This is a genomic window from Virgibacillus aidingensis, assembly GCF_010994035.1.
Classification (GTDB): Bacteria; Bacillota; Bacilli; order Bacillales; family Amphibacillaceae; genus Virgibacillus_N.
Genome location: NZ_WIXN01000035.1, coordinates 1 through 25386, shown reverse-complemented (window position 1 = coordinate 25386; position 25386 = coordinate 1). Strand labels below are relative to the sequence as shown.

The following is a 25386-nucleotide window of genomic DNA, read 5'->3' as shown; positions in this document are numbered from 1 at the left end:
AACTATAATTTTAAAAAATACTTCTGTTGGTCGAAAATATACTTTTACACAGAATTATAGACTTGACTAAATGGTGTCATATGACATGCCCCCAATAGCTTAGTTCTTCTCGGGTACGTCAAGAGCCGCTTTAGAGTCAATGACCACCCTGAAAGTGCTTCTCAGGTACGTCAAGAAGCACTTTGAAGTCAATGACCACCCCGAGAGTTCTTCTCGGGTACGTCAAGAGCCGCTTTAGAGTCAATGACCACCCCGAGAGTTCTTCTCGGGTATGTCAAGAGCCACTTTAGAGTCAATGACCGCCCCGAGGGTGCTTCTCAGGTACGTCAAGAGCCACTTTGATTCCAATGACCACTCCGAGAACTTTCTCAGGTACGCCGCCAAGAGGCACTTTCCGTACAATGGCAGCTCCAAGCCCGAACGTTGACAGGTGCCCAGCGAACTTATAGATTATATGCCTCTATTATTATACAAAACAGGACGCACATTTCGTTAATTCTATGCTTCTGATTAAAGTAAAAAAAGGGAGGTGTTTTTCATGGTAAGAATTTTCCAGGTCCCCGTTTTTATCATCTTTCTGCTTTTGGCAGGGTGCACGAGTCCGTTAGATTATGATGACGATGAAGTGGCGGCTTTGGTTAATGGAAAGGAAATTACGATAGGGGAATTACGGTTTCTTTATGCTGATGATGCTGTAATAGAATCCATGGAATGGGCTATAATGGTTGAGCTGGCAAAGCAAGAAGTGAAAAATATGAACCTGGATCCTGCTGGTAATATGATGGCAGAAGCACAGCAGGCCCAATTAATGAGCCTTCCTCCTAAAAGCACAGAAAACGAAACAGAAAAATCGATCCGCGAGTTTGCTGAATCCCAAGCTGACAAACTTGGATTGAATCCTGAAGAATATCATCAAATGTATACTGAAAAAATAAATGAACAAAATGCTTATATTGTCACTTACCTGGAAGAAATGCTGGGAGAACCAAAGGATGACAGTGTAGAAGAAATGCGGAAATATAATAAAAATGCCGATAACCTGCTGGATGAATTAGTTAAAGAGAATGAGGAAGCAATTGAAATATTTATAGAGTAATCTGTTATGTAATAGAGCGCCATAACAGAGGAGCAGGAACACTAAATACGTAAAATTTAATGAAGTCTGGCAACACAGAAGATAATCGGAAGGCATCTTGATATATGGGATATCCTCATGTTGAATTTGAAATCATTTCACGGTGCCTGTGTGTCAGTCGACACATATCGGCTTGAACAAAATAAAACGAAATTGATATATGAGGCCGCCGCAGCTTCAGAAAGAACCTCCTCACACTTCACAATTAATTTGCAGATATTTCCCGGGAAATGTCGTTTTGCAGACTGAGCCTGCACTTGAAATTTCTTATTCAAAAATTGATTCTAACTTAAAAAAGGACCCCTTCTGGCAGAAAGATTGGGGGCAGTACGGGGTGGCTTCCGTTGATAAAGAGAATCTTAAATGGTTGTAAAAAGTATTACTAATCTAGCATTATTTAACCGAAAAATAGCGACTTATGATACCCTGTAAAAGAGTTAAACAAATTGGCAAAAGTTAAAGCAGGGAAGAAGGTATGGTGCATTGATGAGAAAATTACTATTGTTAATGTTAGCTGGATTGCTGATGATGGCAGTCTTAGCTGCTTGTGGAAATAATGAGGAAGAAGCAGAAGATAGCAAAGCACAACAAGAAGAAACCGGTGATGAAGAGGCAATGGAGGATGCAGGTACAGAAGATGTGGATGGAGAAGCTGACGAGGATGCCAGCAGTGAAGATTCCGCTGATTCGAATGATGGAGCTATTGAGGTAACCGAAGATCCTCAGACAGATTTGCGTCTTGGGGATACAGGACTGGTTGAAACATCGATAGGGACCTACGAGTTAACGGTTCATTCTGCTGAAATTGTTGGTACGGAGCTGGATGGGGAAGAAGCTTTATTAGATGAACTCATCCTTTTGGAGATGACTTTTAAAAATATTGGGGAAGAGCCCATCATTGCTGAAGACCTTATGATCAATCTTGGGTTGGTAACCGATCTCGAAGGCACAGATTATACAAACGCTGCAGCATCTTTTGACAGTATTGCGTATTTTGAAGGGGAGATTGCACCGGGAGAGGAAAGAGAAGCTCAGTTTATTGCAGACACAAGAACCGCAGAAGAATATTATTTCCGGTCAAGCCCAGGTGCGGTAACTGCCGGAACTCATGGTGAAGTTAGATGGACAATTTTGGATGAAGAGGCTAGAAATTAACCATTATTGGAGGAGAAGTTATCCAGACGTCTGAATTAATTCATATATGATTTCATAAACCAAGGGCTGATCATGTAGTTCGTAATACGAGCTGCGTGCATCGGCTCCTTGCTTTTTTCTTTACTGCACTGCACGCATTTACCTTCAGAATACTCTTCCATCTCCACAGTTCAACGATTCTGCTCATGTTTCCAGTGTTAAACCCTACTTTAAAAAGAATAAATACCAACTGGGAAAAGGAACCAGGGCTGCGCTAAATGCTCGTTCCAATGTAGTCCCCGTGCCTCCACAGGATAGCACATACCCGCTTAATTCCCGGGAAACGTCGCTATTGCAAGCGAATGCTGATGTTGGAATCACTTGTCCCCGGATCAATTTTCGCTTAACACATGGACTCCATGTATGCTCAAGATTATTAAACTGCAGCATGATTTATTCATTTCGCAGATGACAAAGGAAGATAAATTGGGACCGCATTACAGTAAAGATGAGCGAGGATTTGCATATCATGAGTGATTTCAAGCAGCAGTTAAGCGCGATTTATAAACCCATTTGACGCTTACAATAAATAAGGCCTCCAAACAATAAGCTGACCAATTTTTTCCTTAAAAAAATTACATATTGAATTTAATATAGCGGATATATATTCCGATAGATAAATTATAGTAGATTTCAGCAGTCGCTGTCTGCTGATAATAGGGTAATCCGAACACCCACTGGGAAACTAGAAAAAATGTGCCATGTACGCAGGAGTTCATTCACTATATATTTTTTGGGAATTAGACTATTTAGAGGTTATAAAGCCCTTGTGAACGGGAAGAGTATAAGGATTAGTAAGCAATCAATTTAGTATAGGTATGTCTACATAAGCCGTGCAATAAAAAGAATGATGCTTGTTGAGCGGGCGTCCGGAATACATAAAAGACAGGTATCTTTAAAAAATGAATGCTTACTAAATATGGAAGAGATGTATCGACCATCAAAAAGGAGGGGAAAAAAGGCAAGAAAACTGTGTTATAACAAAGATGGAACCACTGGATGAAAATGAAAACTTTAAGAAAAATGTTGGATTCTGACATAGTTGCTTCAGCAGAGGAATTAATTGTTTCACCGTGTTTTCTGGAAGCTTACATTACAATATTATCTTTCTGAAATACCATTTTTTCCCTGAGATTGTACAGAGAATTCATATTTAATTATTTTTAAATGTGTTATAATCGTTAACTATAAATGTTAAAGACAGGAAAAAGATTAAAAGATTCAATAAAATGCTGACTTGAAAAAGTGAAATAGCATGTCCTCGGGACCGCGAACTATGTCTCTTCATCGCAAGTGAGAAGAGACTGTTACTCCGCTATACCGCAAAATGGGACAGGGAACCTGGGACTGCGCTAAATGCTCGCCCCATCGTAAAGAATTGTCCCTCTGTCCCACCGACGGAAAAATGAATGCTGTTTCGAATTTTTTGTCTATAGGGCAGGAGTGCTGCTAAAGGCAGTAAGATACTGGCCTGAAAATGTGGAATGACATGTCACCGGGGCGCGAACTATGTCTCTTCACTGTAGATGAAGAGCGAGCTGTTCGCCGACGCATCGGAAAATGGGACAAAGAACCTGGGACTGTGCTAAATGCTCGTCCCATCGTAAAGAATTGTCCCTCTGTCCCATCGAAAACTGGGACAAGGAACCTGTCCCCCCGTCCCACTAACACGAGAGAGAGGGTTGAGTGTATGGAAGAGACGATTTCTTTGAAAGAGATTTTTGAAATTATAAAAAAACGTTTGTTGCTTATTTTGGCATTTATTTTGGGTGCGGCTTTGATCGCTGCTGTGGTCAGTTATTTTTTTCTGACACCTATATATGAGGCAAGTTCTCAGTTTATTGTAAATCAGGGACAGCAGGATCAGAATACGCAATATAATGTGAATGAAGCCTGGAGCAATACTGAAATCATTAATACGTATAATGTCATTATTACCAGTCCTGCTATTTTGGATGAAGTGGTAGAGGAATTGGAACTCCCGTATTCATCCGGCACACTTGCAGAGAAAATTCAAGTGGGCAATGCGCAGGATTCCCAGGTGGTTACGGTTACCGCCACGGATGAAAGGCCGGGAATGGCAGTCCAGCTGGCAAATACGACAGTTTCCGTATTCCAGGAAAACATTCCGGAAATCCTGAGTGTGGACAATGTTACCATTCTTTCCCAGGCGGAATTATCGGCAAACCCATCGCCCGTAGCGCCAAATCCGCTCCTGAACATCGCCATTGCCATCGTCCTTGGCGGCATGGTCGGGGTTGGACTGGCCTTCCTGCTTGAATACTTGGATAACACGATTACATCCGAAGAGGATATTGAAAAAAAGCTTGGGCTGCCAGTGCTCGGCGTCGTGTCGCATATGGAAGATAAAGATGTCCATACAGGGCAGTTTACATTTAAATCTAAACAAGCGAATCGAGGTGGTTATGATGGCTCGAAAAAGAAAACAATCTAGACAAACGAATAAAATGAGACATGTTATTGCCAAATTAAATCCGAAGTCGCCGATTACGGAGCAATACCGCACGATTCGTACAAATTTGCAATTTGCCGCGATTGATGAGGATTTGAGATCGATGATTGTTACCTCCTCGGGACCGGGAGAAGGGAAATCAATAACAACGGCAAATTTGTCAGTTGTATACGCGCAGCAGGGAAAAAAGGTACTGCTTGTGGATGCAGACTTGAGAAAACCAACTGTACACTATACCTTCCGCCTGGATAATTTACGCGGCCTGAGCAATATTCTTGTTGGGGAAAAAACGTTGGAAGAAACAGCAAATGAGACGGATGTAGACAATCTGGATGTCATTTCCTGCGGGCCGATCCCGCCCAATCCATCTGAACTTCTCGCTTCCCAAAAAATGAAGCAGTTTTTAAGTGAGGCATTATTAACCTATGATATTGTCATTTTTGATACCCCGCCGGTGCTTGCTGTAACCGATGCGCAAATCATGGCAAATATTGTAGATGGCTCCCTGCTTGTGATTCGAAGTAAGATGACGGAGTATGAGGCAGCCATAAAGGCAAAAGAAGCATTGGAACCGGCCCAGGCGAAACTCCTCGGCACCGTGCTTAATGACCGTGAGAAAAAACAAGCAAACTACTATTATTACTACGGCAATAACTAGCCATTCCACAAAAACAAGAAAGTTGTCGCATGAAGACTCATCCACGATGCAGCAGGCATTTTCACTCTTCATGGGGCAATTTTTTTAACCAATAATTACTATCCAAATAAAATAGGTTACAAAAAGTAATAGAATCTGATAAAATTTCCTGCAAGACTATTTACCTAAAGAGATATACAATGGCACCACCTATTACACAAAAGCGTATACCTTATGATGTATCCTGAATATTAGGTGATCTTGCTACACTGCGTATATGAATGTTTGATGATTCTATAAATTGTCACTATGTATGGAGGATGTGAAAACGATGATTGATATACACTGTCATATTTTGCCGGGGATTGACGATGGGGCGCAAACCGAAGCAGACAGTATTGCCATGGCAAAAGCCGCAGCTGAGCAGGGGATTCATACCATCATTGCTACACCGCATCATAAAAACGGGCGGTATGAAAATAATCGGACATCGATTATACAATATACAGAAATACTCAATAATCTGCTGGGGAAAGAAGATATTCCGCTGAAAGTGGTTCCCGGGCAGGAAACCCGTATTAACGGCGACATGGTCCTGGATTTGGAAAACCGGGAATTAATGCCATTAAACGATACAAAGTATGTTTTTGTGGAATTTTCATCCGGGCATGTGCCTCACTATGCCAAGCAGATGATTTATGACCTGCAAGTGGCAGGGTACACGCCGATTATTGTCCACCCGGAACGGAACCGGGAACTGATTGAAAACCCCGCAAAGCTGTATGAGTTCGTCAAAAATGGGGCGCTGACTCAAGTAACTGCCGGCAGCGTTATCGGCAAGTTTGGAAAAAATATAGAGAAATTCACACATCAGCTTATTGACAACGCTTTAACACACTTTATTGCCTCTGATGCACATAATACGTCCACTCGTTCCTTTTGGATGAACGAGGCTTACCAGGAGGTAAATAAGCAGTTTGGCAATGATTTATTTTATATGTTCATGGAAAACAATCATTTGCTTTTGGATGATTTAAACGTAAACAGATTGGAACCATCCAGAATTAAGAAGAAGAAGTTTTTCGGTTTGTTTTAAATTACACTTGACTCGGAAAAAGCACGTACATTTCAAGAATGATGAAACAAGTGGTATACATTAATTTGTATACCACTTTATGTATACATTGAAATTAAAACGCGGTGGAGCGTGAAATCCGCAATGAAAAGAAAGAGGGGATTTTTTATGGTCAGTGTGCTGCTGGTGGATGACCAGCGACTTTTTATTGAAGGACTGCAGGCTATTTTATCACAAGAGGAAGAGATCGAGGTTGTCGGACTTGCTTCTGATGGCGAGGGGATTCTTGATTTGGTTAATGAGCTGAAGCCGGATGTTATTTTAATGGATATGCATATGTCGCAATCTGCAGGGGTTGAAACAACTTTTCAAGTGAAAACAAAATATCCGAAAGTGAAGGTGATTTTGCTAACTGGATCGGCAGAAGAAGAGACGATCGTATATGGGTTGAATGCCGGAGCAGACGGGTTTCTGTCAAGGGAGCTGGATCGGAACCAGCTCATTAAGGCGATATATGATGTCAACTACAATGAAGTAGTGATTTCGGGTGAAGCGGCAAAGCTTCTTGCAAAAAGATTCCGAGACATCCAATACGATAATAAAGATATCCTGAATGACAGACTGCAGAACAGGCGTATCTACCTTACGAATCGTGAATTGGAAATTGCAGATTTACTTATGGACGGTGCAACGAACAGATATATTTCAGAGAAATTGTCCTTAAGCGAAGGGACGGTAAAAAATTATATCAGCGACTTGTACAGTAAAGTTGATATTCATCATCGAAAAAAAGTAATTGATTTTCTTAAAGGTTTAATCAAATGAAAAACGGGTATGGTTAGTTGAGTGCTTCTTCCAGGTAGTGACATTTATCACCGCTGCCACCTGGAGACGTCTGATTATGCTGCTTTTTGTCAGATTATGTCGAATATAGGAAATTATGACTTTCATTTTACTGCAACATGAGCGGGTATTTATATCATAAAAATATCGTTGATACTTAGGAGCGAAGACAATATGAAGAGGAAGCCCAGAAATTTAATGTTCCGAACCCCTTACATATAAAACGGCAGTGAAACAGCTTATAAAAGAAAAGGGCTTCCTAAGTATTGTCCTTGTGAAAGATATGTTGAAACATGCCCTCAAACCAACTAAAAAAATGGTAAAAATTTACTATCATTTGGGATTAAGGACAAAAAACAGAGAGAAAGCTCGAATACTGTTAATAACAAAGGGACCAGTAATCGCTCATCTCTGTCATGTTTGCAGGAAAATCGGAGGGAATCGAAGGGATATAGTCATCCAATTGTTAACCAGAATGACAAATAACATGACTGATGAACAGCCTTAGTCCCTTTGATTAAGAAATATACAAGTGCAATGCCAGTAACAAAAAATCATCCCATTTCCATACAGACATCATGAAGGAAAGGAGCCAAGCGAATGACCTACAAAATGAGATTAACCCTCTTGATTTTGCTGGATTCCATCATTGTCAGTACTGCAATCTTTATTGCTTCCTGGATTGTTTTCCCGGTTTATTCCGGTGAACACCTCGGGGTACTGATCATCAGCGCGATTGCACTTCTGTTTTTCCATCATTTATTTGCATTTATTTACAAGCTGTACAACAAAGTATGGGCCTATGCGAGCATCGGGGAATTGCTCACTATTTTTCAGGCAGTGACATTTTCCATTTTTGCAACAGCCATTGTTCAGTTTCTCGTAAATGACTTTACAATTTACCGGAGGGCATTGGTTGTCACCTGGATGCTGCATATCATCTTTATCGGAGGTTCCCGGTTTATCTGGCGTCTCTTCCGTGATCGGTATATTACAACGGCACGGAATCAAAAACGGACACTCATCGTTGGAGCGGGATCTGCGGGAGCGATGATTGTCAGGCAGCTGAAAAATGACGGTCAGCAATTTGAACTGTTGCCTGTTGCCTTTGTTGACGATGACATGACAAAGCAGCGCATGCAGATTTATGATCTTCCGGTTGCGGGAAAAGTGGATGACATACCGGAAGTGGTTGAAGAATTTAACATCGAGCATATTGTGATTGCTATTCCTTCTTTACATAATGGGGCGCTAAAACGGGTTGTTACGGAATGCAATAAAACGGATGTGCAGGTACAGATGATTCCAAAGATTGAGGATCTCATGACAGGAAAGGTATCTGTCAGCCACTTGAAAAATGTCGAAGTGGAGGACCTGCTTGGACGGAACCCCGTGAAATTGGACATCAATGCAATATCCGGATATGTCAGCGGCCATACTGTCATGGTAACCGGAGCAGGCGGATCGATTGGCTCGGAAATATGCCGGCAGCTGATGCGGTTTACGCCGGGAAAAATCATTCTTGTCGGCCACGGGGAGTTCAGTATTTATTCGATTGATATGGAGCTCAGGCAAAAATTTACCGATAAAGGGACGGAAATCGTGCCAGTCATTGGTGACGTGCAGGACAGGAACCGCATATTTGATATCGTGGAAGAGCATCAGCCGGAGATTATTTATCATGCGGCAGCCCACAAGCATGTGCCGTTAATGGAGCACAACCCTCATGAAGCGGTGAAGAATAATGTGATCGGCACGAAAAATGTCGCCGAAGCTGCTGATACATTTGGCATTGGCAAGTTTGTGCTCGTGTCCACGGATAAAGCAGTGAACCCGACAAATGTAATGGGAGCAACGAAACGTGTAGCAGAAATGGTTGTACAGTCCCTGGCTCAGCGAAGCAGGACGAAGTTTGTTGCTGTCCGGTTTGGAAATGTACTTGGAAGCCGGGGCAGCGTTATCCCATTGTTTAGGAAACAAATCGAAAATGGCGGTCCGGTAACTGTCACTGATCCTGAAATGACTCGTTATTTCATGACGATCCCGGAGGCATCCAGGCTGGTCATTCAGGCAGGAACCATGGCCAGGGGCGGAGAGATATTTGTACTGGATATGGGAGAACCGGTAAAAATTGTAGATCTGGCTCGCAACCTTATTAAACTATCCGGTTTTTCAGAGGAAGAAATTCCGATAGAATTTACCGGAAAGCGGCCGGGTGAGAAGATGTATGAAGAGCTTCTCGGTGACGAAGAGGTGTTGCCCGGAGAAGTTTATGAAAAAATATATGTCGGCCGGACGGTGGAAGTGGATGAATCGATGCTGGACAGGCTGATGGAGGTTTTCGATACTTACAACGCAGACAAGCTGAAGGATGAATTGATGAAGATTGTTTATATGGAGCGGACTGTGTTGTCGGTGAAAGGATCATAAATATAAAATAACTGTGGTAGAAAGAGGGTAGAATATGAATTTTGCAATAGTAGGATGCGGATTTATAGCAAAAAGGCATGCTAATGCGATTGATAAAGTGAAGAACGCCAAATTAGTTGCTGTGAGTGATAAAGTGCCATCAGCTATGGAACCATATGTGATAGAATATGGAGCAACTCCTTATGAAAACTTCAATGAAATGCTGAAAAGAAATGATATAGACATAGTCTGTATATGCACTCCTACTGGTTTGCATGCTCCATTAAGTATTAAAGCAGCATATGCCAAAAAACATATTATACTGGAAAAACCTATTGCTATGACTTTGGAAGATACCGATAAAATTATAAATGCATGTAAAATAAATGATGTAAAGCTATCTGTAGTGCATCCTAATCGTTTTCGTCCGGTGGTTAGGGAACTTCGTAAAATTTTCGATCAGAATTTATTAGGAAAGATAAGCCATGCAAATGCTATTGTAAACTGGAACCGGAATCAAAAATATTATGATCAGGCATTATGGAGAGGGACCAAGGAATTTGATGGTGGGGCTTTAATGAATCAAGCAATACATAACCTGGACTTATTGTTATGGTTTATGGGAGAGCCAGAACAGGTTTTTAGTATGGAAGCTACACGTCTTCGGAAGATTGAAGCGGAAGATGTTTCTGCTGGAGTTGTTAGATTTAAATCTGGAGCTTTAGGGATGGTAGAGGCATCGACCACAGCTTACGGTCAAAACTATGAAGAGTCAATTACTCTATTTGGTGAAAAAGGCATTGTAAAAATTGGTGGAAAAAATGCCATTTACTTTGAACATTTAGAAATTGAAGGAATGCCAGAGAAAAACATTACCGATTTAAAAGAAAAAGTTGAAAATGACCCGTTTGGAATACCAGGTCACCAATGTATTATAGATGACATGGTAAAAGCTGTTGATGAAGATAGAGAACCAGCTGTGTCTGGTGAAGAAGGAAGGAAATCATTAGAATTAGTACTATCTTTTTATAAGTCTGCCAAAAATAATCAACTGATCCAATTAGCAAAGGAGAAAGAATATGTTAAAAACTGAGAAAAAAGTCGCTGAAAAACTAATTGAAAAACTAAACAATAAAACTGCTGTAATTGGAGTGGTAGGTTTAGGCTATGTAGGTTTGCCACTAGCAGTTGAAAAAGCGAAAGCTGGATATAATGTGATAGGTTTTGATATTCAAAAATCCAAAGTTGATGAGGTTAACCAAGGAATCAATTATATTGGTGACGTAGTTGACGAGGAGTTAAAAGAGTTAGTGGTAAATAAAAATATAAGAGCTACAACTGATTACTCGCTTATTAAAGAAGTCGATACAGTTGCAATCTGTGTTCCAACACCACTTGATATTTATAAACAACCAAATACATCCTATGTAGAAAGTTCCGCAGCTGAAATATCTTCATATCTACATGAAGGAATGCTCGTTGTTCTTGAGAGTACTACATATCCGGGAACTACGGAAGAATTATTAAAGCCAATTTTAGAGGAGCGTGGAATGAAATGCGGAGAAGATTTTTTCCTTGCATACTCTCCGGAACGGGTGGATCCAGGAAATAAGCAATTCAAGACTAAAAACACTCCTAAAGTGGTAGGTGGTGTTACAGAAAATTGTACAAGAGTTGCCGCTTCCTTGTATTCTAATGTCTTAGAAAGTGATGTACATGAGGTATCAAGTCCATCTGTAGCTGAAATGGAAAAAATTCTGGAAAATACTTTTCGCAATATTAATATTGGATTAGCTAATGAAATGGCTATCTTATGTAATAAAATGGGTATTGATGTGTGGGAAGTAATTGATGCAGCAGCGACGAAGCCTTATGGGTTCATGCCGTTTTATCCAGGACCTGGGTTAGGAGGGCATTGTATACCGATTGATCCATGGTATTTAACATGGAAAGCCCGTGAGTATAACTACCATACGAAGTTAATTGAAACTGCAGGTGAGATTAATAATGAAATGCCACAATACGTATTATCACGTATAATGGAAATTTTGAATAAAGAAGGTAAAGCACTTAATGGATCAAAAATATTAGTACTAGGGGTAGCATATAAGAAAGATATTGACGACTACCGTGAATCGCCGGTATTGCCGATCTTAGAAAAATTGGAAGTAGCGGGAGCAAACTGGACTGTAGTTGATCCTCATATAAAAGAATACAGATATAGAAATAACATGGAGACACCTATGGAAAAGGTTACTTTAGAAATGTTGAGAAATGCCGATTTGGTTTTGATTGCTACAGATCATAGTAATTTTGATTACGAAGAGATAATAGTGAATTCAAAAGTTATATTTGACACTAGAAATACTGTTAGATCAACTAATTTAAATAAAAATTATTATAAGTTATAAATTGGAATGGCCTAAGATGATAAGAAGAATATTATCAAATGATTTTAATCGTAATGTTATGAAACTTACTACAGGAACAACAATTGCCCAAGCAATCCCTATTGCTATATCACCAATACTTACTAGAATTTATACACCTGATGAATTTGGTGTTTTAGCATTATTTACAGCTATAACAGCTATTTTAGGTTCTATATCGAATGCTAGGTACGAACTGTCTATAGTATTACCTGAAAAAGAAGAGGATGCTATTAATTTGGTAGCATTATCAATATTAATTTCTTTTACATTGAGTAGTTTTTTATTTTTAGTTATCTTGATGTTTCAAAATAATATTATTAAATTTCTTGGTAACAGTGAAATAAACTTGTGGCTATATTTTGTTCCTTTAGTGGTATTTATGATAGGTATTTTTAATGCATTTAAGTTCTATAATACAAGAATAAAAAAATATAATATAATTGCCCAGGTCAGTGTACTCAAATCTGTTTCACTAGCAATATCACAAATTCTATTAGGCTTATTGAAGTTTGGTCATCATGGACTTATACTAGGACAAATTTTTTCTCATCTATTTTCGAACGGAAGGTTGGCAAAGAGCTTTTTAAAGAATTCAATAACACTATCAAATATTAATATAAAGAGAATGTTAGTATTAGCAAAAACTTACATTAAGTTCCCGAAATTTTCAATGGGTGCGACGTTGGCAAATACATCAGCAAGAAATATTACAAGTCTTTTTATACCAATGCTGTATTCTGCTGCCACTTTAGGTCATTTTTCGTTAGTACAACGGACACTTGGGCTACCAACTAATTTAGTTGGACAATCAATAGGACAAATTTTTATACAAAAAGCTGTAATAGAAAAACAAAAATACGGGACTGCCAAAATAATTTATATATCAACACTTAAAAAGTTACTTACTATTAGCTTAATACCATTCATTATATTATTTTTTACCGTGGAAGACATAATAGTATTTATTTTTGGCGACAATTGGTTAATGGCTGGAGTATATGCAAAAATTCTGGTTCCGTTGTTTTTTTTAAGATTCATAGCTGCACCTTTAAATCTCACTTTAACCGTTTTTGAAAAACAACAAATTGATCTATTATGGCAATGTGGACTACTTTTAATTGTTCTAGTTACAGTAATTGCCTCAGCTTTTTTTAAACTAGATATAATAAGTTTTTTTATTACTTATTCTATTATTTTGTGCGTTTACTATATATTAAACATAATTATATCTTATAAAGTTAGTATAGGTAATGTGGATTAGAAATTTTCCCCAGGTTAACAAAGGGTAATTTTATCTACTATAAAAAAGAGGTCAATATATGCATAAAATACTTTTTATTTCTCATTTATATCCACTTCCCACCGACCCCTTTTATGGGATGGTGGTACATCGACAGGCTTTGGAATTAAAAAATCTAGGATGTGATGTAAGGATAATTTCACCAATATTGAATATTCCAAAAGGTGTTTCGAAGTTGAAAAAGAAATGGACTAACATACAAAAAATTGAAAGTAAAAGAGATTTAGAAGGGATTACAGTTTATCACCCTAAAACTAATCCGTTGGTAGCCAAATATTTGCCACATAAAGCAGGTTTATACAATTTCAATAAATTCAAAGGGCTAATTGATGAAGTTTATTCAGAGTTTAACTTTACACATGTTCACGCTCAAACAGCCCTTACTAATGGATCACTTGGACTTGAGATTTCAAGAAAATATAATGTTCCATTGATTACAACCGTTAATGGAACAGACATCGATCATTTGATATATAGAAACAAACAAAGTTTAATTAATATGAAAAAGGTTCTAAAAGAGTCTGATGCGGTTACTACGCCTTCAATTATAATAAAGCAGAAACTAAAAGATAGACTGAGAATAGATTCAAATTTTATTGGCAGAGGGATATACTTAAACCACACCTATAGTGGTAAGACTGCACTTGAAGAAAAGTATCGTAATAAGTTCATAATATTGAGTGTATCCAAATTAATACAATCAAAAGGTATTAACATGAATTTAATTGCAATTAGTAAACTACCTGCCCAAATAAGGGACAATATTAAGTACATTGTAATTGGTAAAGGACCTCAAGAAAGTGAATTAAAAAAACTTGTAGAAAAACTTGGTCTCAATAATATCGTAGAATTTAAAGGATTTCAGGAAAAAAACAAAGTAATGGAGTATATGTTTATTTGTGATTTGTTTTCCTTACCTAGTTGGCAAGAGACCTTTGGTTTAGTTTACCTAGAAGCAATGTCTCACGGTAAGCCTGTAATAGGCTCTCAAAATCATGGTGTAGATGGTATTGTGAAACATATGGTTAATGGGTTTCTAGTCGAAGAAAAAAACATTGACCATTTGTCGTATTTGATCGACTTTTGTGTTAATAATGAGAGGGTTATAAAGCATCTGGGGAATAATGCAAAGGAATTAGTCGAAAATAATTTTACTTGGGAAAAAATAGCGGTTAAAAATAAAAATCTTTACGAGGAAGTAAATAAAAAGCTATAAGAAAGTTATAATGGTGATCATAAATAATGAATACAACTATACCAAAGAAATTTATAAAAACGATAAGAGTATTATTTCATACGGTGCTTATATCCTTAATTATAACTCCTAATATTGGGATGATTCCTGGTATACCAAATATAAGGGTGGAAGAGATATTAATAGTAATTTTCATGTTGTATTTGGTAGTCAATTTGTGCGTGAAGAAAAAAATAATTATAGGAATTAATTATTTTCAAGTATTTTTAATAGCATTTTTAATAATAATTTCTTTATCCATGCTAATAGGGTCACTGAATAATTACAACACTTCATTAGCAGATTTTAATCAATTTATTAGAATCCTTAAATACCTAACTATCTATACAATGGCTATAACTTTAATAAAGTTAAGTAAAGATAGTCAAGCAGAGAAAAATAGGATTATAAATACGATTCTAAATACATCAATAATATTATTCATTATTGTTATTCAGCAATATTTTAATCTATTTAATCTAAATGAACAATATATTCATTTAATTGCTCCTACACAAGATGAAACATTACTAGCAGGTGATGCAAATGCCCGTGTTGTGGGTATGTATGGCAATCCTAATGAGTTAGGATTTTTATTTGTAATAACAGTAATTCTATCAATTTACATGTTGTATAATTCTAAAACACACAGACTTAAATACACTTTGATCCTAATAATGCAAATTTCTGGATTGTTTTTTACATTATCACGCAGTGCGTTCTTAGCAATGGTTATTGGCGTCTTAATATTAATTATAGGTATGGCATTAAGAAATACCTCTATTAACGTAAATTTTATAAAAAGAATACTGCCTATTAGTTTGATTTTAATAATAATAGCTACAATAACTTTAAATTTTACTAATTTCTCTAATGAAATTTGGTGGCGTTTTGCTGAATTAAATAATCTAGAGGCTAGTACTAGTTGGCAAGCCAGGCTTAGTAACTGGGATGAAAATATAGATATAATTGAGGATAATCCTATTTTTGGTGTTGGACCGCTAAGGCGGGCTGATTTTGAGTTTGCAGCAGATAATGAGTGGCTATTACTTTTGAGATCATACGGATTAATTGGCACTCTTTATCTTATTTTTATTTTTTTTGTACCGATTCTTAAAGCTAAAAGTAATTACAAGAAATTAACTATTGCAGTTCTTACGGCTGTAATGGTGTTTATGATACCTGCAGCAGTTTTTCATTCTTTAAAATTATTTCCTTTGGTATTAATTATATTCGCTCTGACTGTAGATTCAAAAAAAGCTATTACTATTTCAATCTAATTTTAAACTTTCCACGGTCTTTAACTGTATAATCATTTCCGGAATTAATTTTAATACATTTATGAGAATGATTGCTATCAGGAATAAGAGTAAGAATCCTTGCTAGTTATACCAGCAGATACAGGTACATATAAAATACACGATTGTGAGGTATAATATGAAAATTTGCCATTTAACTTCCGTCCACAAATATAATGATACTCGTATAACATTAAAAGAATGCAGTTCACTAGTTAATGAAAATTATCAAGTTTCCCTAATAGCTCCAAATACAGAAGATAAAGTATTTAATGGTATACATGTTTATGGTGTAAATAACACCTATAAAGGAAGAGTAAGGAGAGCCTTGAACTTTACAAAGGATGTATATTTAAAAGCATTAGAGATAGATGCTGACATATATCATTTTCATGACCCTGAATTAATTTATATTGGAATTAAATTAAAAAAGAAAGGTAAAAAGGTTATCTATGATATTCATGAGGATGTGCCCAGGCAAATAGTTTCAAAGTATTGGATTCCAAAACCTTTGAGAAAAATAATATCATTTGTATTTGAAAAATATGAGAATAAATCCGTAAAGAAAATGGATGCTCTTGTTACAGCAACACCTTATATAATGAATAGATTTATTAAGCATAATAGCAAGGTGGTTAATATTAATAATTACCCTATAATGAAGGAGTTATTATATAGGCAAGATAGTAAAAGTGTTATTAAGAAAAAAGCGTTTACTTATATTGGAGGTATTTCTGAAGCACGCGGAAGTGTAAATATGATTAAAGCCATTTCTGAATTAGATGCCACCTTAAAATTAGCAGGTAACTTTGCAGACAACAATGAGAAAATAAAATTAGATGAGTTAAATTCATGGGAAAAGGTTGACTTTCTGGGTTTTATTGATAGGGGTAAAATAAAGGAAATTTTAGAAACGTCAATGGCTGGATTGGTAATACTACAGCCAAAGCCCAATTTTATTGATTCCTTGCCTATAAAGATGTTTGAATATATGGCAACAGGATTACCAGTAATAGCTTCAAATTTTCCTTTATGGAAAAATATAGTTGAAGGAAATAATTGTGGTATATGTGTAGATCCATTAAATGTTGATGAAATTACTCAAGCAATCCAATGGGTACTAAAAAACCCTGAAAAAGCAACAGAAATGGGTGAAAATGGTCGGGAAGCAGTAAGAGCTAAATATAATTGGGAATCAGAAAGTGAAAAGTTAATCAGTTTATATAAAGGACTTTCTTTATAAAATAATACTTTTCCCACTTTTCGTATGAATGGGATTGCAAGATAATATACAGGTTTTTATGTGGAGAAGCTGATATGTAAGTGAATTTAGTAGAGGCTCCTATTCAAACAATTTTTGATTCAATGTTTATTAGACAGTGAAGACTTACATTTTTTAACTACAAAATTCTAATGACATAAAAGTACTTTGTAGAAGTTGGGTTATAAAGAGGATGGAGGGTAATTAATATGGGAAGGCCACAAATCGGTGAGAACACAGTCATAGAAGACAATGTAACATTTGGAGAAAATGTTAAAGTTGGTCACAATGTCATTATCTATGAAGGAACAACTGTAGGTAATAATGTAGCAATACAGGATAATGCAGTTATAGGAAAACAACCGATTAGAGCACGGAATTCTATATTACCAGATACAAAAGGATTGGCAGCGGCAAAAATAGGTTCTGAAGTAACCATTGGGACTTCAGCTATTATTTATGCAGAGTGTGAGATAGCTGATAATGTCTTTATTGCCGACCTTACAACTGTTCGTGAGCGTGTAAAAATAGGTGAAAACACCATAATTGGACGAGGAGTAGCAGTTGAAAATGATTGTAGAGTAGGGGAAAATTGTAAACTTGAAACTAATTGCTATATTACTGCGTATTCCGACCTGGAAGATTATGTATTTATAGCACCTTGTGCCGTAACGACTAATGATAATTTTATGGGTAGAAGTAAAGAAAGATTTAAAAACTTTAAGGGTGTTACTGTCAAAACAGGAGGGAGAATTGGAGCAAATTCTACTATATTACCTGGAAGGATTATTGAAGAAGACGCTGCTGTGGCTGCTGCAAGTGTAGTAACAAAGGATATATTAAAAGAAGAAATTGTTGTGGGCTCTCCAGCAAAAAAAATGCGTAGCGTTCCAAAAGAACAGTTATTAAGAAATCAAAATAAATAAGGAGATATCTATGAAAATTTGGATTGTTAATCATTATGCAAAAGGCCCAGAAACTCGTGGTGGAAGCCGACATTATGATTTAGCTAAGTACTTAACTAGAGAAGGGCATGAAGTAACAATTATAGCGTCTTCATTTAGTCATCAAACAAAAGCTGAAACTAGATCTTATAACTTTGGGAATATACATCTAATTGAAACCATTAATGGAATTAAATTTATATGGATAAAATCTTTTAGTTACAAAAAAAATGGTTTTGGCAGAATACTTAATATGCTCACGTTTTCATATAGAGCTTTTCTCATAGGAAGAAATGTTAAGGAAATGCCTGATTTAATTATTGGCTCATCCGTACATCCTATTGCAGCCTACACAGGCTATCAATTAAGTAAAGTAAAAAACTCTCTATTTTACTTTGAAGAGAGAGATCTATGGCCGCAAACATTGGTTGACCTAGGTAAATTCAATGAGAATAATTTTATTATAAAATTACTATATAAGTTAGAATTTTTTCTCTATAAGAAATCAGATAGGATTATCACCTTATTTGATTATGCGTTTAAATATATTTCAAGCAAGGGATTTTCTGTAGATAAGGTGCTTTATATACCAAATGGAGTAGATATAGAGCGATATAAAGAGTTTGGTCAAGCTCTTCCCGTCAGAATAGAATCTAAGTTAAATGAATTGAAAAATAGTAACAAGTTTATTTGTGTATACATTGGTTCCCACGGTATTGCAAATAACATGTATGATCTTTTAGAAAGTGCAAAGCATTTAAACAGTAATACCAGTATTCATTATTTGTTTGTAGGTGAAGGAGATGAAAAAAGTCAGTTAATAGAGTATGCAAAAAAAGAAGAATTACAAAATGTTACTTTCTTGGATGCAATACCAAAGACGAGTATTCCATTACTATTGAAAAATTGTGATTGTGGCTTGATTGCTATGAAAGATTCTTCATTATATAAATGGGGATATAGTTTGAATAAACTGTACGACTATGTCGCAGGGAAACTTCCAATTGTTATAAAAACAAGTTATATAAATGAGTTGGTAAAAGAAAATTCAAGCGTTATAAAAGTAAATTCACCAAAAGAAATGGCTGAAGTTATCTTAGAGATTAAAAATAATAGTAACTTATATAAAAAACTAACAAATGATGCCTTTAAGTATGTAGTAGATAATCACCATTGGGGAAGTTTGGCAAAGAAGTTAATTAAAACACTTACCTAAATACTTTTATAGGTGGGAAGAAAAAATGTACAGAAGTTATATAAAAAGAATGTTAGATTTACTCACTTTACTTTTAGTAATTATTCCTTTATTAATATTAGGGATTATTATATCTGTTTTAATAAAAATTGATTCCAAAGGAAAAATCCTTTTTAAACAAAATCGGCTTGGACAATACGGACGAGTATTTAAAATCTATAAATTCCGTACAATGATTCAAGATGCTGAAAAAGTTGGCACAGGGGTATTTACAAGTGATGAAGATCCAAGAATCACCAAAATAGGACGTCTGCTAAGGAAAACAAGTTTGGACGAATTACCGCAAATTATAAACATATTAAAGGGAGAAATGAGTTTTGTAGGACCGCGTCCACCCGTACCTTACCACCCCTATAAATATGAAGACTATACCGACACTCAGCGATTACGATTTACTGTTAAACCTGGGGTTACAGGTATGGCACAAGCATATGGAAGAAATACACTCTCCTGGGATGAACGAATTGAATACGATGTGAAATACGTAAAAAATATTTCTTTACTTTTAGATATTAAGATTGTAATAAAAACAATTTTATCAGTAATTCGAAAGGAGAATATCTATCGTGAAAGCGGAAAATAGCTCTATCAATTTAAGACTGTTTAAAAAAGATGATATAGATTTAAAAGTAAAATGGATCAACGATGAAGAAATAAATGAATTCTTACATTATGATTTGCCGTTGTGCCCAGATAGAACTTTGAACTGGTTTAATAAAATAATGTCTAATAATTCAAGAGAAGATTATATCTATGAATTTATTACAGAAAATGGTCCTGTACCAATAGGGTTAATTGGACTATTAGGTATCGATAATAAAAATAGAAAAGCCGAATTCTATATTGTAAATGGTGAAAAAAAATACCAGGGAAGAGGACTAGCTAAAGTAGCTACCAAAGAATTTTTAAAACATACTTTTCTAAAGCATAACTTGAATAAAATTTATCTTTACACAGAGGTAGATAATTTACCGGCACAAAAACTATTTGAAAAGATAGGTTTTCAGCAGGAAGGATTACTAAAAGAAGATTTGATTTATATGGGTCGAAAAGTAGATAGATATTATTATGCCATTTATCGAGAGGATTTTTTTTATGGATAGGTTGCAATTTACTAATCTCCCTACACCTATTAATTTCTTTGATCATTATGACTCTAATAATATTTATATAAAAAGAGACGATTTAACAGATTTTTCACTGGGTGGTAATAAAGCTAGAAAGTTAGAATACTTTATGGCTGACGCATTGAATAATAATCATGATTGTATTGTTACTTATGGAGGGCATCAATCTAATCATAATAGGATTACGGCTGCTGCAGCAAGTAAATATAGATTGAAAATTGTATTAATACTTTCAAAAGCAGAGGACATAAATAAAAATGGAAATTACTTTCTTTATTCTTTATATGATGCAGAAATTGTGTGGACAGACATAGACAAAGTGCCGCATACAATTGATAGTACATTATCTGACTTAGAACAGAGAGGATACAATCCGTACTTTATACAGGGTGGAGGTCACGGTAATTTAGGAACACATGCTTATAGAGTTGCTTATGAAGAAATTATAAAACAGGAAATTAATAAGAACATAAAATATGACTATATTTTCCTTGCTTCCGGGACAGGAACAACACAAGCAGGATTAGAAGTAGGTGTAATGGAAAATTCATCTCATACTAATATTATGGGCATAAGTGTAGCAAGAAACAAAATAAGAGGAACAGATGTTATTTACGAGAGTTTAAAAGAATACTGTGAATTTCAAAATATTGAAATGAAGATAAGTAAAAAAGATATCTGGTTTGATGATTCATATGTAGGACAAGGCTATGCGGATATATATTCTGAAATCACTGACACAATTAAATACGTAGCTAAGAAATCAGCGATAATTTTAGATCCGGTTTATACAGGTAAGGCATTTCATGGGATGTTGACAACAATTAATAAAGAAAATATCAGGAATAAAAATATTCTATTTATACATACAGGTGGAATTCCGTTAATTTTCACTCATGCAGAAGCGTTTGAAAGGAAGTTAGAATGAATGAATATTTTACTTTGCAGTGCTGGAAGAAGAGTTAAAATAGTTCAATATTTAAAGGAATCGTTGAACAAAAAAGGTGGAATTGTTGTTACAGCAGACTGTGATTCAAAAGCGCCTGCCCTTTATTTTGGGGATAAGAAAGAGCTTATCCCAAGGATTGACAGTCAAGACTATTTAAATGAAGTTATAAGAATATGTAAAAAACACAATATTCAAGGGGTTATTTCATTAATTGATCCAGAGCTAGAAACTCTTGCAAAAAACAAAGAACTTTTTGATGAAATTGGTGTATCATTAGTTCTATCCCCTTTTAAGATGGTTCAATATTGTTTCGATAAACAAGAAACATATAACTACCTAAATGCAATAAATATACCCGCAGTCCCTACTTATAGTGAATTGGAATCAGTATTATTACTTTTAGATAAACAAAAAATGGATTTTCCATTAGTTGTGAAGCCAGGAAAGGGAAGTGCAAGTATTGGTATAAACATAGTTAACAATTTAACAGATTTGGAATACACATTCTCGAAAGATGATAATTTAATAATACAGCCATACTTAAAAGATAGAGAGTATGGAATAGATGTTTATATAGATATGATTAGCGGTGAAATGGTAGATATATTTATTAAAGAGAAACTTAAAATGAGATCTGGTGAAACAGATAAGTCTATTTCTATACATAATAAAGAAATAGAGGGATTAATTAAGAGTTTTATGTTAAAAGCAGATTTTGCTGGTCCTATAGATATTGACTGTTTTGAGCATAACGGAAAATATTATATTTCTGAGATCAACCCTCGTTTTGGTGGAGGATATCCCCATTCTCAGGAAATGGGTTGTGATTTTATGGAGTATATCGTTCATAATCTTGAGGGAAAAATTAATGAAGCATATACAAGTTATCAATATGAAGAAAATATTGTTATGATGAAGTATGATGATGTGGTTTTAAGAAAAGAAAAATAATCTACAAATAAATAAGTTATTTAATAATACTAATTTTTGTTTAACAAAAAGCTTGAAAGAAGGCATGAATTTTATATGGCTGTAAACAACCGAATCTTTCTCTCATCCCCGCACATGAGCGGAAACGAACAAAAATACATTCAAAAAGCATTTGATTTAAATTGGATTGCTCCTTTAGGAAATAATGTAGATGGGTTTGAACGTGAACTGGCTGAGTATAATACCATTAAAGATGCTGCAGTAGTTGTATCCGGCACTGCGGCTATTCATTTGGCATTAAGGTTATTGAATGTGAAATCTGGTGATATCGTTTTTTGTTCATCTTTGACCTTTGTAGCCAGTGCTAATCCGATTTTGTACCAAGAAGCTACACCTGTATTTATTGATTCCGAGATGGATACTTGGAATATGTCACCTAAGGCTCTAGAAAGGGCACTCAGGGATGCAAAAGGGAATGGAAAATTGCCAAAAGCAGTAATTGTAGTAAATTTATATGGCCAGAGTGCAAGAATTGATGAATTAGTAGATATTTGTGATGCGTACGGTGTGCCGGTTATCGAGGATGCTGCAGAATCATTGGGAAGTACATATAAAGGAAGAAAAAGCGGTACATTTGGTACATATGGGGTGTTCTCTTTTAATGGAAATAAGATCATTACGACTTCGGGCGGAGGTGCGCTTGTTTCTAATGATAAGGAAGCCTTGGAAAAAGCCAGGTTCCTGGCCACTCAAGCCCGTGACCCTGCCGTTCATTACCAGCATAGTGAGCTTGGTTATAATTACCGGATGAGCAATATTGTTGCAGGAATTGGCCGTGGACAGCTGGAAATTTTGGATGAGCGAGTACAGCAGAGACGAGCTATTTTCGAACGGTATTATGAAGCATTTGGTGATGTAGAAGGCATCGAATTTCAACCAGAACTAGAAAATACCAAGCCAAATCGTTGGTTAACCGCTTTAACTGTTGATCCTGAAATAACTGGTATTTCTCATCATGAAATTATTAGCCAATTGAGCGAAAAAAACATTGAGGCACGTCCAGTTTGGAAGCCAATGCATTTGCAGCCACTTTTTGATGGTGTGAAATATTATTCCCATGAGGAAGGTAATAGTGTTTCGGATTATTTGTTTGAGTATGGATTGTGCTTACCTAGTGGATCAAATATGAGTAACGAACAACAAGATAAGGTTATTGATATTTTGAAAAGAGAATTTGAAAAAACAGTTTTCTAAAACCCAGGCTTAAGGATGATTATAATAGATAGCAGCAGGAGGTTTAAAGATGCAATTTAGAGATTTGAAGTCACAATATGCTATTTATAAAAATGAAATAGACGCAGCAGTACAGGACGTAATGAGCAGTGCTAACTTTATAGGCGGCTCCATAGTAAAAGAATTGGAAGCAGAATTAGCTGATTATGTAGGTGTGAAACACTGTATATCTTGCGGGAACGGTACAGACGCATTATCCTTGGTCTTAATGGCTTGGAATGTAAAAGAAGGAGATGCGGTTTTTGTACCTGATTTTACTTTTTTTGCAACTGGTGAAGTTGTTTCTTTAAATGGAGCTACACCTGTATTTGTAGATGTAGATGAAACAACTTTTAATATAGATGTTGAAAAGCTAGAAAAAGCGGTTAAAAAAACTATTAAAGAAGGGAAACTATCCCCAAAAGTGGTTATTCCCGTAGATTTGTTTGGATTACCAGCTAACTACCCTGAAATTGAAAAAGTAGCTGAAAAATATGATCTGTTAGTGCTTGAGGATGGAGCACAAGGATTTGGTGGAAATATTGATGGGAAAATGGCATGTAGCTTTGGGCATGCTGCTACAACATCCTTCTTTCCGGCTAAACCTTTAGGATGTTTTGGTGATGGAGGAGCTATTTTCACAAATGATGATGATCTGGCCGCATTAATAAACTCCTTAAAAATTCATGGGAAAGGTATAAATAAATATGATAATGTCAGGATTGGAATAAATTCACGACTAGATACCATACAAGCTGCGATTTTAAAAATTAAGCTGAGAGCATTTAGAGAACATGAATTAGATGATGTTAATCGGGTATTCGAATTTTATAATAGCAAGCTGGAAGGTAGTGTAGTCAAACCTGTAATTCCTGATGGTTATTACTCTAGTTTCGCTCAATATACAATAAAATTAAATAGTAAACAACAACGGAATAAGCTACAAAATCAATTAAAAGAACAAGGTATTCCATCGATGATTTATTATGTGAAGCCAATGCATAGACAGGAAGCATTTTCTGATAAGAGTTATAATGAGCTTGATTTCGCTGTTACTAACAAATTATGTGATACTGTGCTATCCTTGCCAATGCATCCTTACCTAAAAGAAGAGGAGGTCGAGAAGATAGCCGGAGCAGTAAATGAGTGTTTAGGATAATTAAAATCTAAGCAAAAAAATGAGTGCAAGTTTGTAAGTGAAATTACATACCTTGTTAAAGTCCAATATACTATAATCTGAAATTAGGTTTAATTTTTAGACTAAAGGATTAATTATATGAAAAAAAAACTAGTATTAACCTCTATTTTGATAACATTAATCATATACTTATTCTTAAAGGTAGATTCTGAAACAGTAATAACGGAAGAAATTTATAATGATTTTTATAATCAACTGTCTACGTGGTCTATTGAACAATTCCCCTCTCAGTCCCCTGACTTTAATGCAAATTCATACGCTTGGGGCTGGAGCTATGTTGCTAACTCTTTAGTGGATATGTATAGAGTAACCAAGGATGAAAAGTATTTAGATATACTAAATGAGCAAATAGGTAAGCGTCAAATAAATCCCACCTACTTATGCAGGTGGGATTAGTTGTATACTCTATTTAGACTTAAT

22 protein-coding genes are annotated in these 25386 nt (G+C 35.8%); all 22 read left to right on the top strand.

Annotation, left to right across the window (positions count from 1 at the left end):
- The first annotated feature begins 538 nt into the window (after nucleotides 1-538).
- The 22 genes from GHD25_RS19250 to GHD25_RS19145 all read left to right on the top strand — a co-directional run bounded on the left by GHD25_RS19250 (nucleotide 539) and on the right by GHD25_RS19145 (nucleotide 25362).
- Nucleotides 539-1096, top strand: a complete 558-nt coding sequence (locus GHD25_RS19250) for a hypothetical protein (protein ID WP_164219938.1) — start codon at nucleotides 539-541, stop codon at nucleotides 1094-1096.
- Between the two features lie 522 nt (nucleotides 1097-1618).
- Nucleotides 1619-2290 (top strand): hypothetical protein, encoded by a 672-nt coding sequence (locus GHD25_RS19245; protein WP_164219936.1) that lies wholly within the window; start codon nucleotides 1619-1621, stop codon nucleotides 2288-2290.
- Nucleotides 2291-4019: 1729 nt separating this feature from the next.
- A complete protein-coding gene (locus GHD25_RS19240; RefSeq protein ID WP_164219933.1) occupies nucleotides 4020-4784 on the top strand; it encodes a YveK family protein in 765 nt (254 codons plus the stop codon).
- A complete protein-coding gene (locus GHD25_RS19235) occupies nucleotides 4759-5460 on the top strand; it encodes a CpsD/CapB family tyrosine-protein kinase (protein ID WP_164219931.1) in 702 nt (233 codons plus the stop codon). Before GHD25_RS19240 ends, GHD25_RS19235 begins: the two co-directional genes overlap by 26 nt.
- A 310-nt stretch (nucleotides 5461-5770) precedes the next feature.
- The gene (locus GHD25_RS19230) at nucleotides 5771-6535 is read left to right on the top strand and encodes a tyrosine-protein phosphatase (RefSeq protein WP_164219930.1); all 765 of its coding nucleotides are present in this window, start codon (nucleotides 5771-5773) and stop codon (nucleotides 6533-6535) included.
- A gap of 123 nt (nucleotides 6536-6658) precedes the next feature.
- A complete protein-coding gene (locus GHD25_RS19225; RefSeq protein WP_164219928.1) occupies nucleotides 6659-7339 on the top strand; it encodes a response regulator in 681 nt (226 codons plus the stop codon).
- A 618-nt stretch (nucleotides 7340-7957) separates the two neighbouring features.
- Nucleotides 7958-9787, top strand: a complete 1830-nt coding sequence (locus tag GHD25_RS19220) for a polysaccharide biosynthesis protein (RefSeq protein ID WP_164219926.1) — start codon at nucleotides 7958-7960, stop codon at nucleotides 9785-9787.
- A 34-nt stretch (nucleotides 9788-9821) separates the two neighbouring features.
- On the top strand, nucleotides 9822-10859 hold the full coding sequence (locus GHD25_RS19215) for a Gfo/Idh/MocA family protein (RefSeq protein WP_164219924.1): 1038 nt from the start codon (nucleotides 9822-9824) through the stop codon (nucleotides 10857-10859).
- Nucleotides 10846-12177 carry a nucleotide sugar dehydrogenase gene (locus GHD25_RS19210; protein WP_164219922.1) on the top strand — a complete coding sequence of 444 codons (1332 nt, stop codon included), beginning with the start codon at nucleotides 10846-10848 and terminating at the stop codon, nucleotides 12175-12177. The genes GHD25_RS19215 and GHD25_RS19210 overlap by 14 nt, the downstream gene beginning before the upstream one ends.
- A gap of 58 nt (nucleotides 12178-12235) precedes the next feature.
- Nucleotides 12236-13459 (top strand): oligosaccharide flippase family protein, encoded by a 1224-nt coding sequence (locus GHD25_RS19205; RefSeq protein ID WP_164219920.1) that lies wholly within the window; start codon nucleotides 12236-12238, stop codon nucleotides 13457-13459.
- Between the two features lie 58 nt (nucleotides 13460-13517).
- Nucleotides 13518-14714: a glycosyltransferase gene (locus GHD25_RS19200; protein WP_346426806.1), complete on the top strand. Its 1197-nt coding sequence runs from the start codon at nucleotides 13518-13520 to the stop codon at nucleotides 14712-14714.
- 26 nt (nucleotides 14715-14740) lie between these two features.
- Nucleotides 14741-16012: an O-antigen ligase family protein gene (locus GHD25_RS19195; RefSeq protein WP_164219915.1), complete on the top strand. Its 1272-nt coding sequence runs from the start codon at nucleotides 14741-14743 to the stop codon at nucleotides 16010-16012.
- A gap of 157 nt (nucleotides 16013-16169) precedes the next feature.
- Nucleotides 16170-17273 carry a glycosyltransferase family 4 protein gene (locus GHD25_RS19190; protein ID WP_164219913.1) on the top strand — a complete coding sequence of 368 codons (1104 nt, stop codon included), beginning with the start codon at nucleotides 16170-16172 and terminating at the stop codon, nucleotides 17271-17273.
- 227 nt (nucleotides 17274-17500) lie between these two features.
- Entirely contained in the window at nucleotides 17501-18217 is a 717-nt protein-coding gene (locus tag GHD25_RS19185) for an N-acetyltransferase (protein WP_164219911.1), read from the top strand.
- 10 nt (nucleotides 18218-18227) lie between these two features.
- Entirely contained in the window at nucleotides 18228-19451 is a 1224-nt protein-coding gene (locus GHD25_RS19180) for a glycosyltransferase family 4 protein (RefSeq protein WP_164219909.1), read from the top strand.
- 25 nt (nucleotides 19452-19476) lie between these two features.
- Nucleotides 19477-20073, top strand: a complete 597-nt coding sequence (locus GHD25_RS19175; RefSeq protein WP_164219907.1) for a sugar transferase — start codon at nucleotides 19477-19479, stop codon at nucleotides 20071-20073.
- Complete coding sequence (locus tag GHD25_RS19170; protein ID WP_164219905.1) at nucleotides 20057-20593, top strand: GNAT family N-acetyltransferase; 537 nt, start codon at nucleotides 20057-20059, stop codon at nucleotides 20591-20593. The genes GHD25_RS19175 and GHD25_RS19170 overlap by 17 nt, the downstream gene beginning before the upstream one ends.
- Complete coding sequence (locus tag GHD25_RS19165; RefSeq protein ID WP_164219903.1) at nucleotides 20586-21545, top strand: 1-aminocyclopropane-1-carboxylate deaminase/D-cysteine desulfhydrase; 960 nt, start codon at nucleotides 20586-20588, stop codon at nucleotides 21543-21545. Before GHD25_RS19170 ends, GHD25_RS19165 begins: the two co-directional genes overlap by 8 nt.
- Nucleotides 21546-22517, top strand: coding sequence for an ATP-grasp domain-containing protein (locus GHD25_RS19160; protein WP_164219901.1), 972 nt, complete (start codon nucleotides 21546-21548; stop codon nucleotides 22515-22517).
- A 75-nt stretch (nucleotides 22518-22592) separates the two neighbouring features.
- Nucleotides 22593-23750, top strand: a complete 1158-nt coding sequence (locus GHD25_RS19155; protein ID WP_164219899.1) for a DegT/DnrJ/EryC1/StrS family aminotransferase — start codon at nucleotides 22593-22595, stop codon at nucleotides 23748-23750.
- A gap of 49 nt (nucleotides 23751-23799) precedes the next feature.
- Nucleotides 23800-24927 carry a DegT/DnrJ/EryC1/StrS family aminotransferase gene (locus GHD25_RS19150; protein ID WP_164219897.1) on the top strand — a complete coding sequence of 376 codons (1128 nt, stop codon included), beginning with the start codon at nucleotides 23800-23802 and terminating at the stop codon, nucleotides 24925-24927.
- A 117-nt stretch (nucleotides 24928-25044) separates the two neighbouring features.
- Nucleotides 25045-25362 (top strand): hypothetical protein, encoded by a 318-nt coding sequence (locus GHD25_RS19145; protein WP_164219896.1) that lies wholly within the window; start codon nucleotides 25045-25047, stop codon nucleotides 25360-25362.
- Nucleotides 25363-25386: the final 24 nt, after the last annotated feature.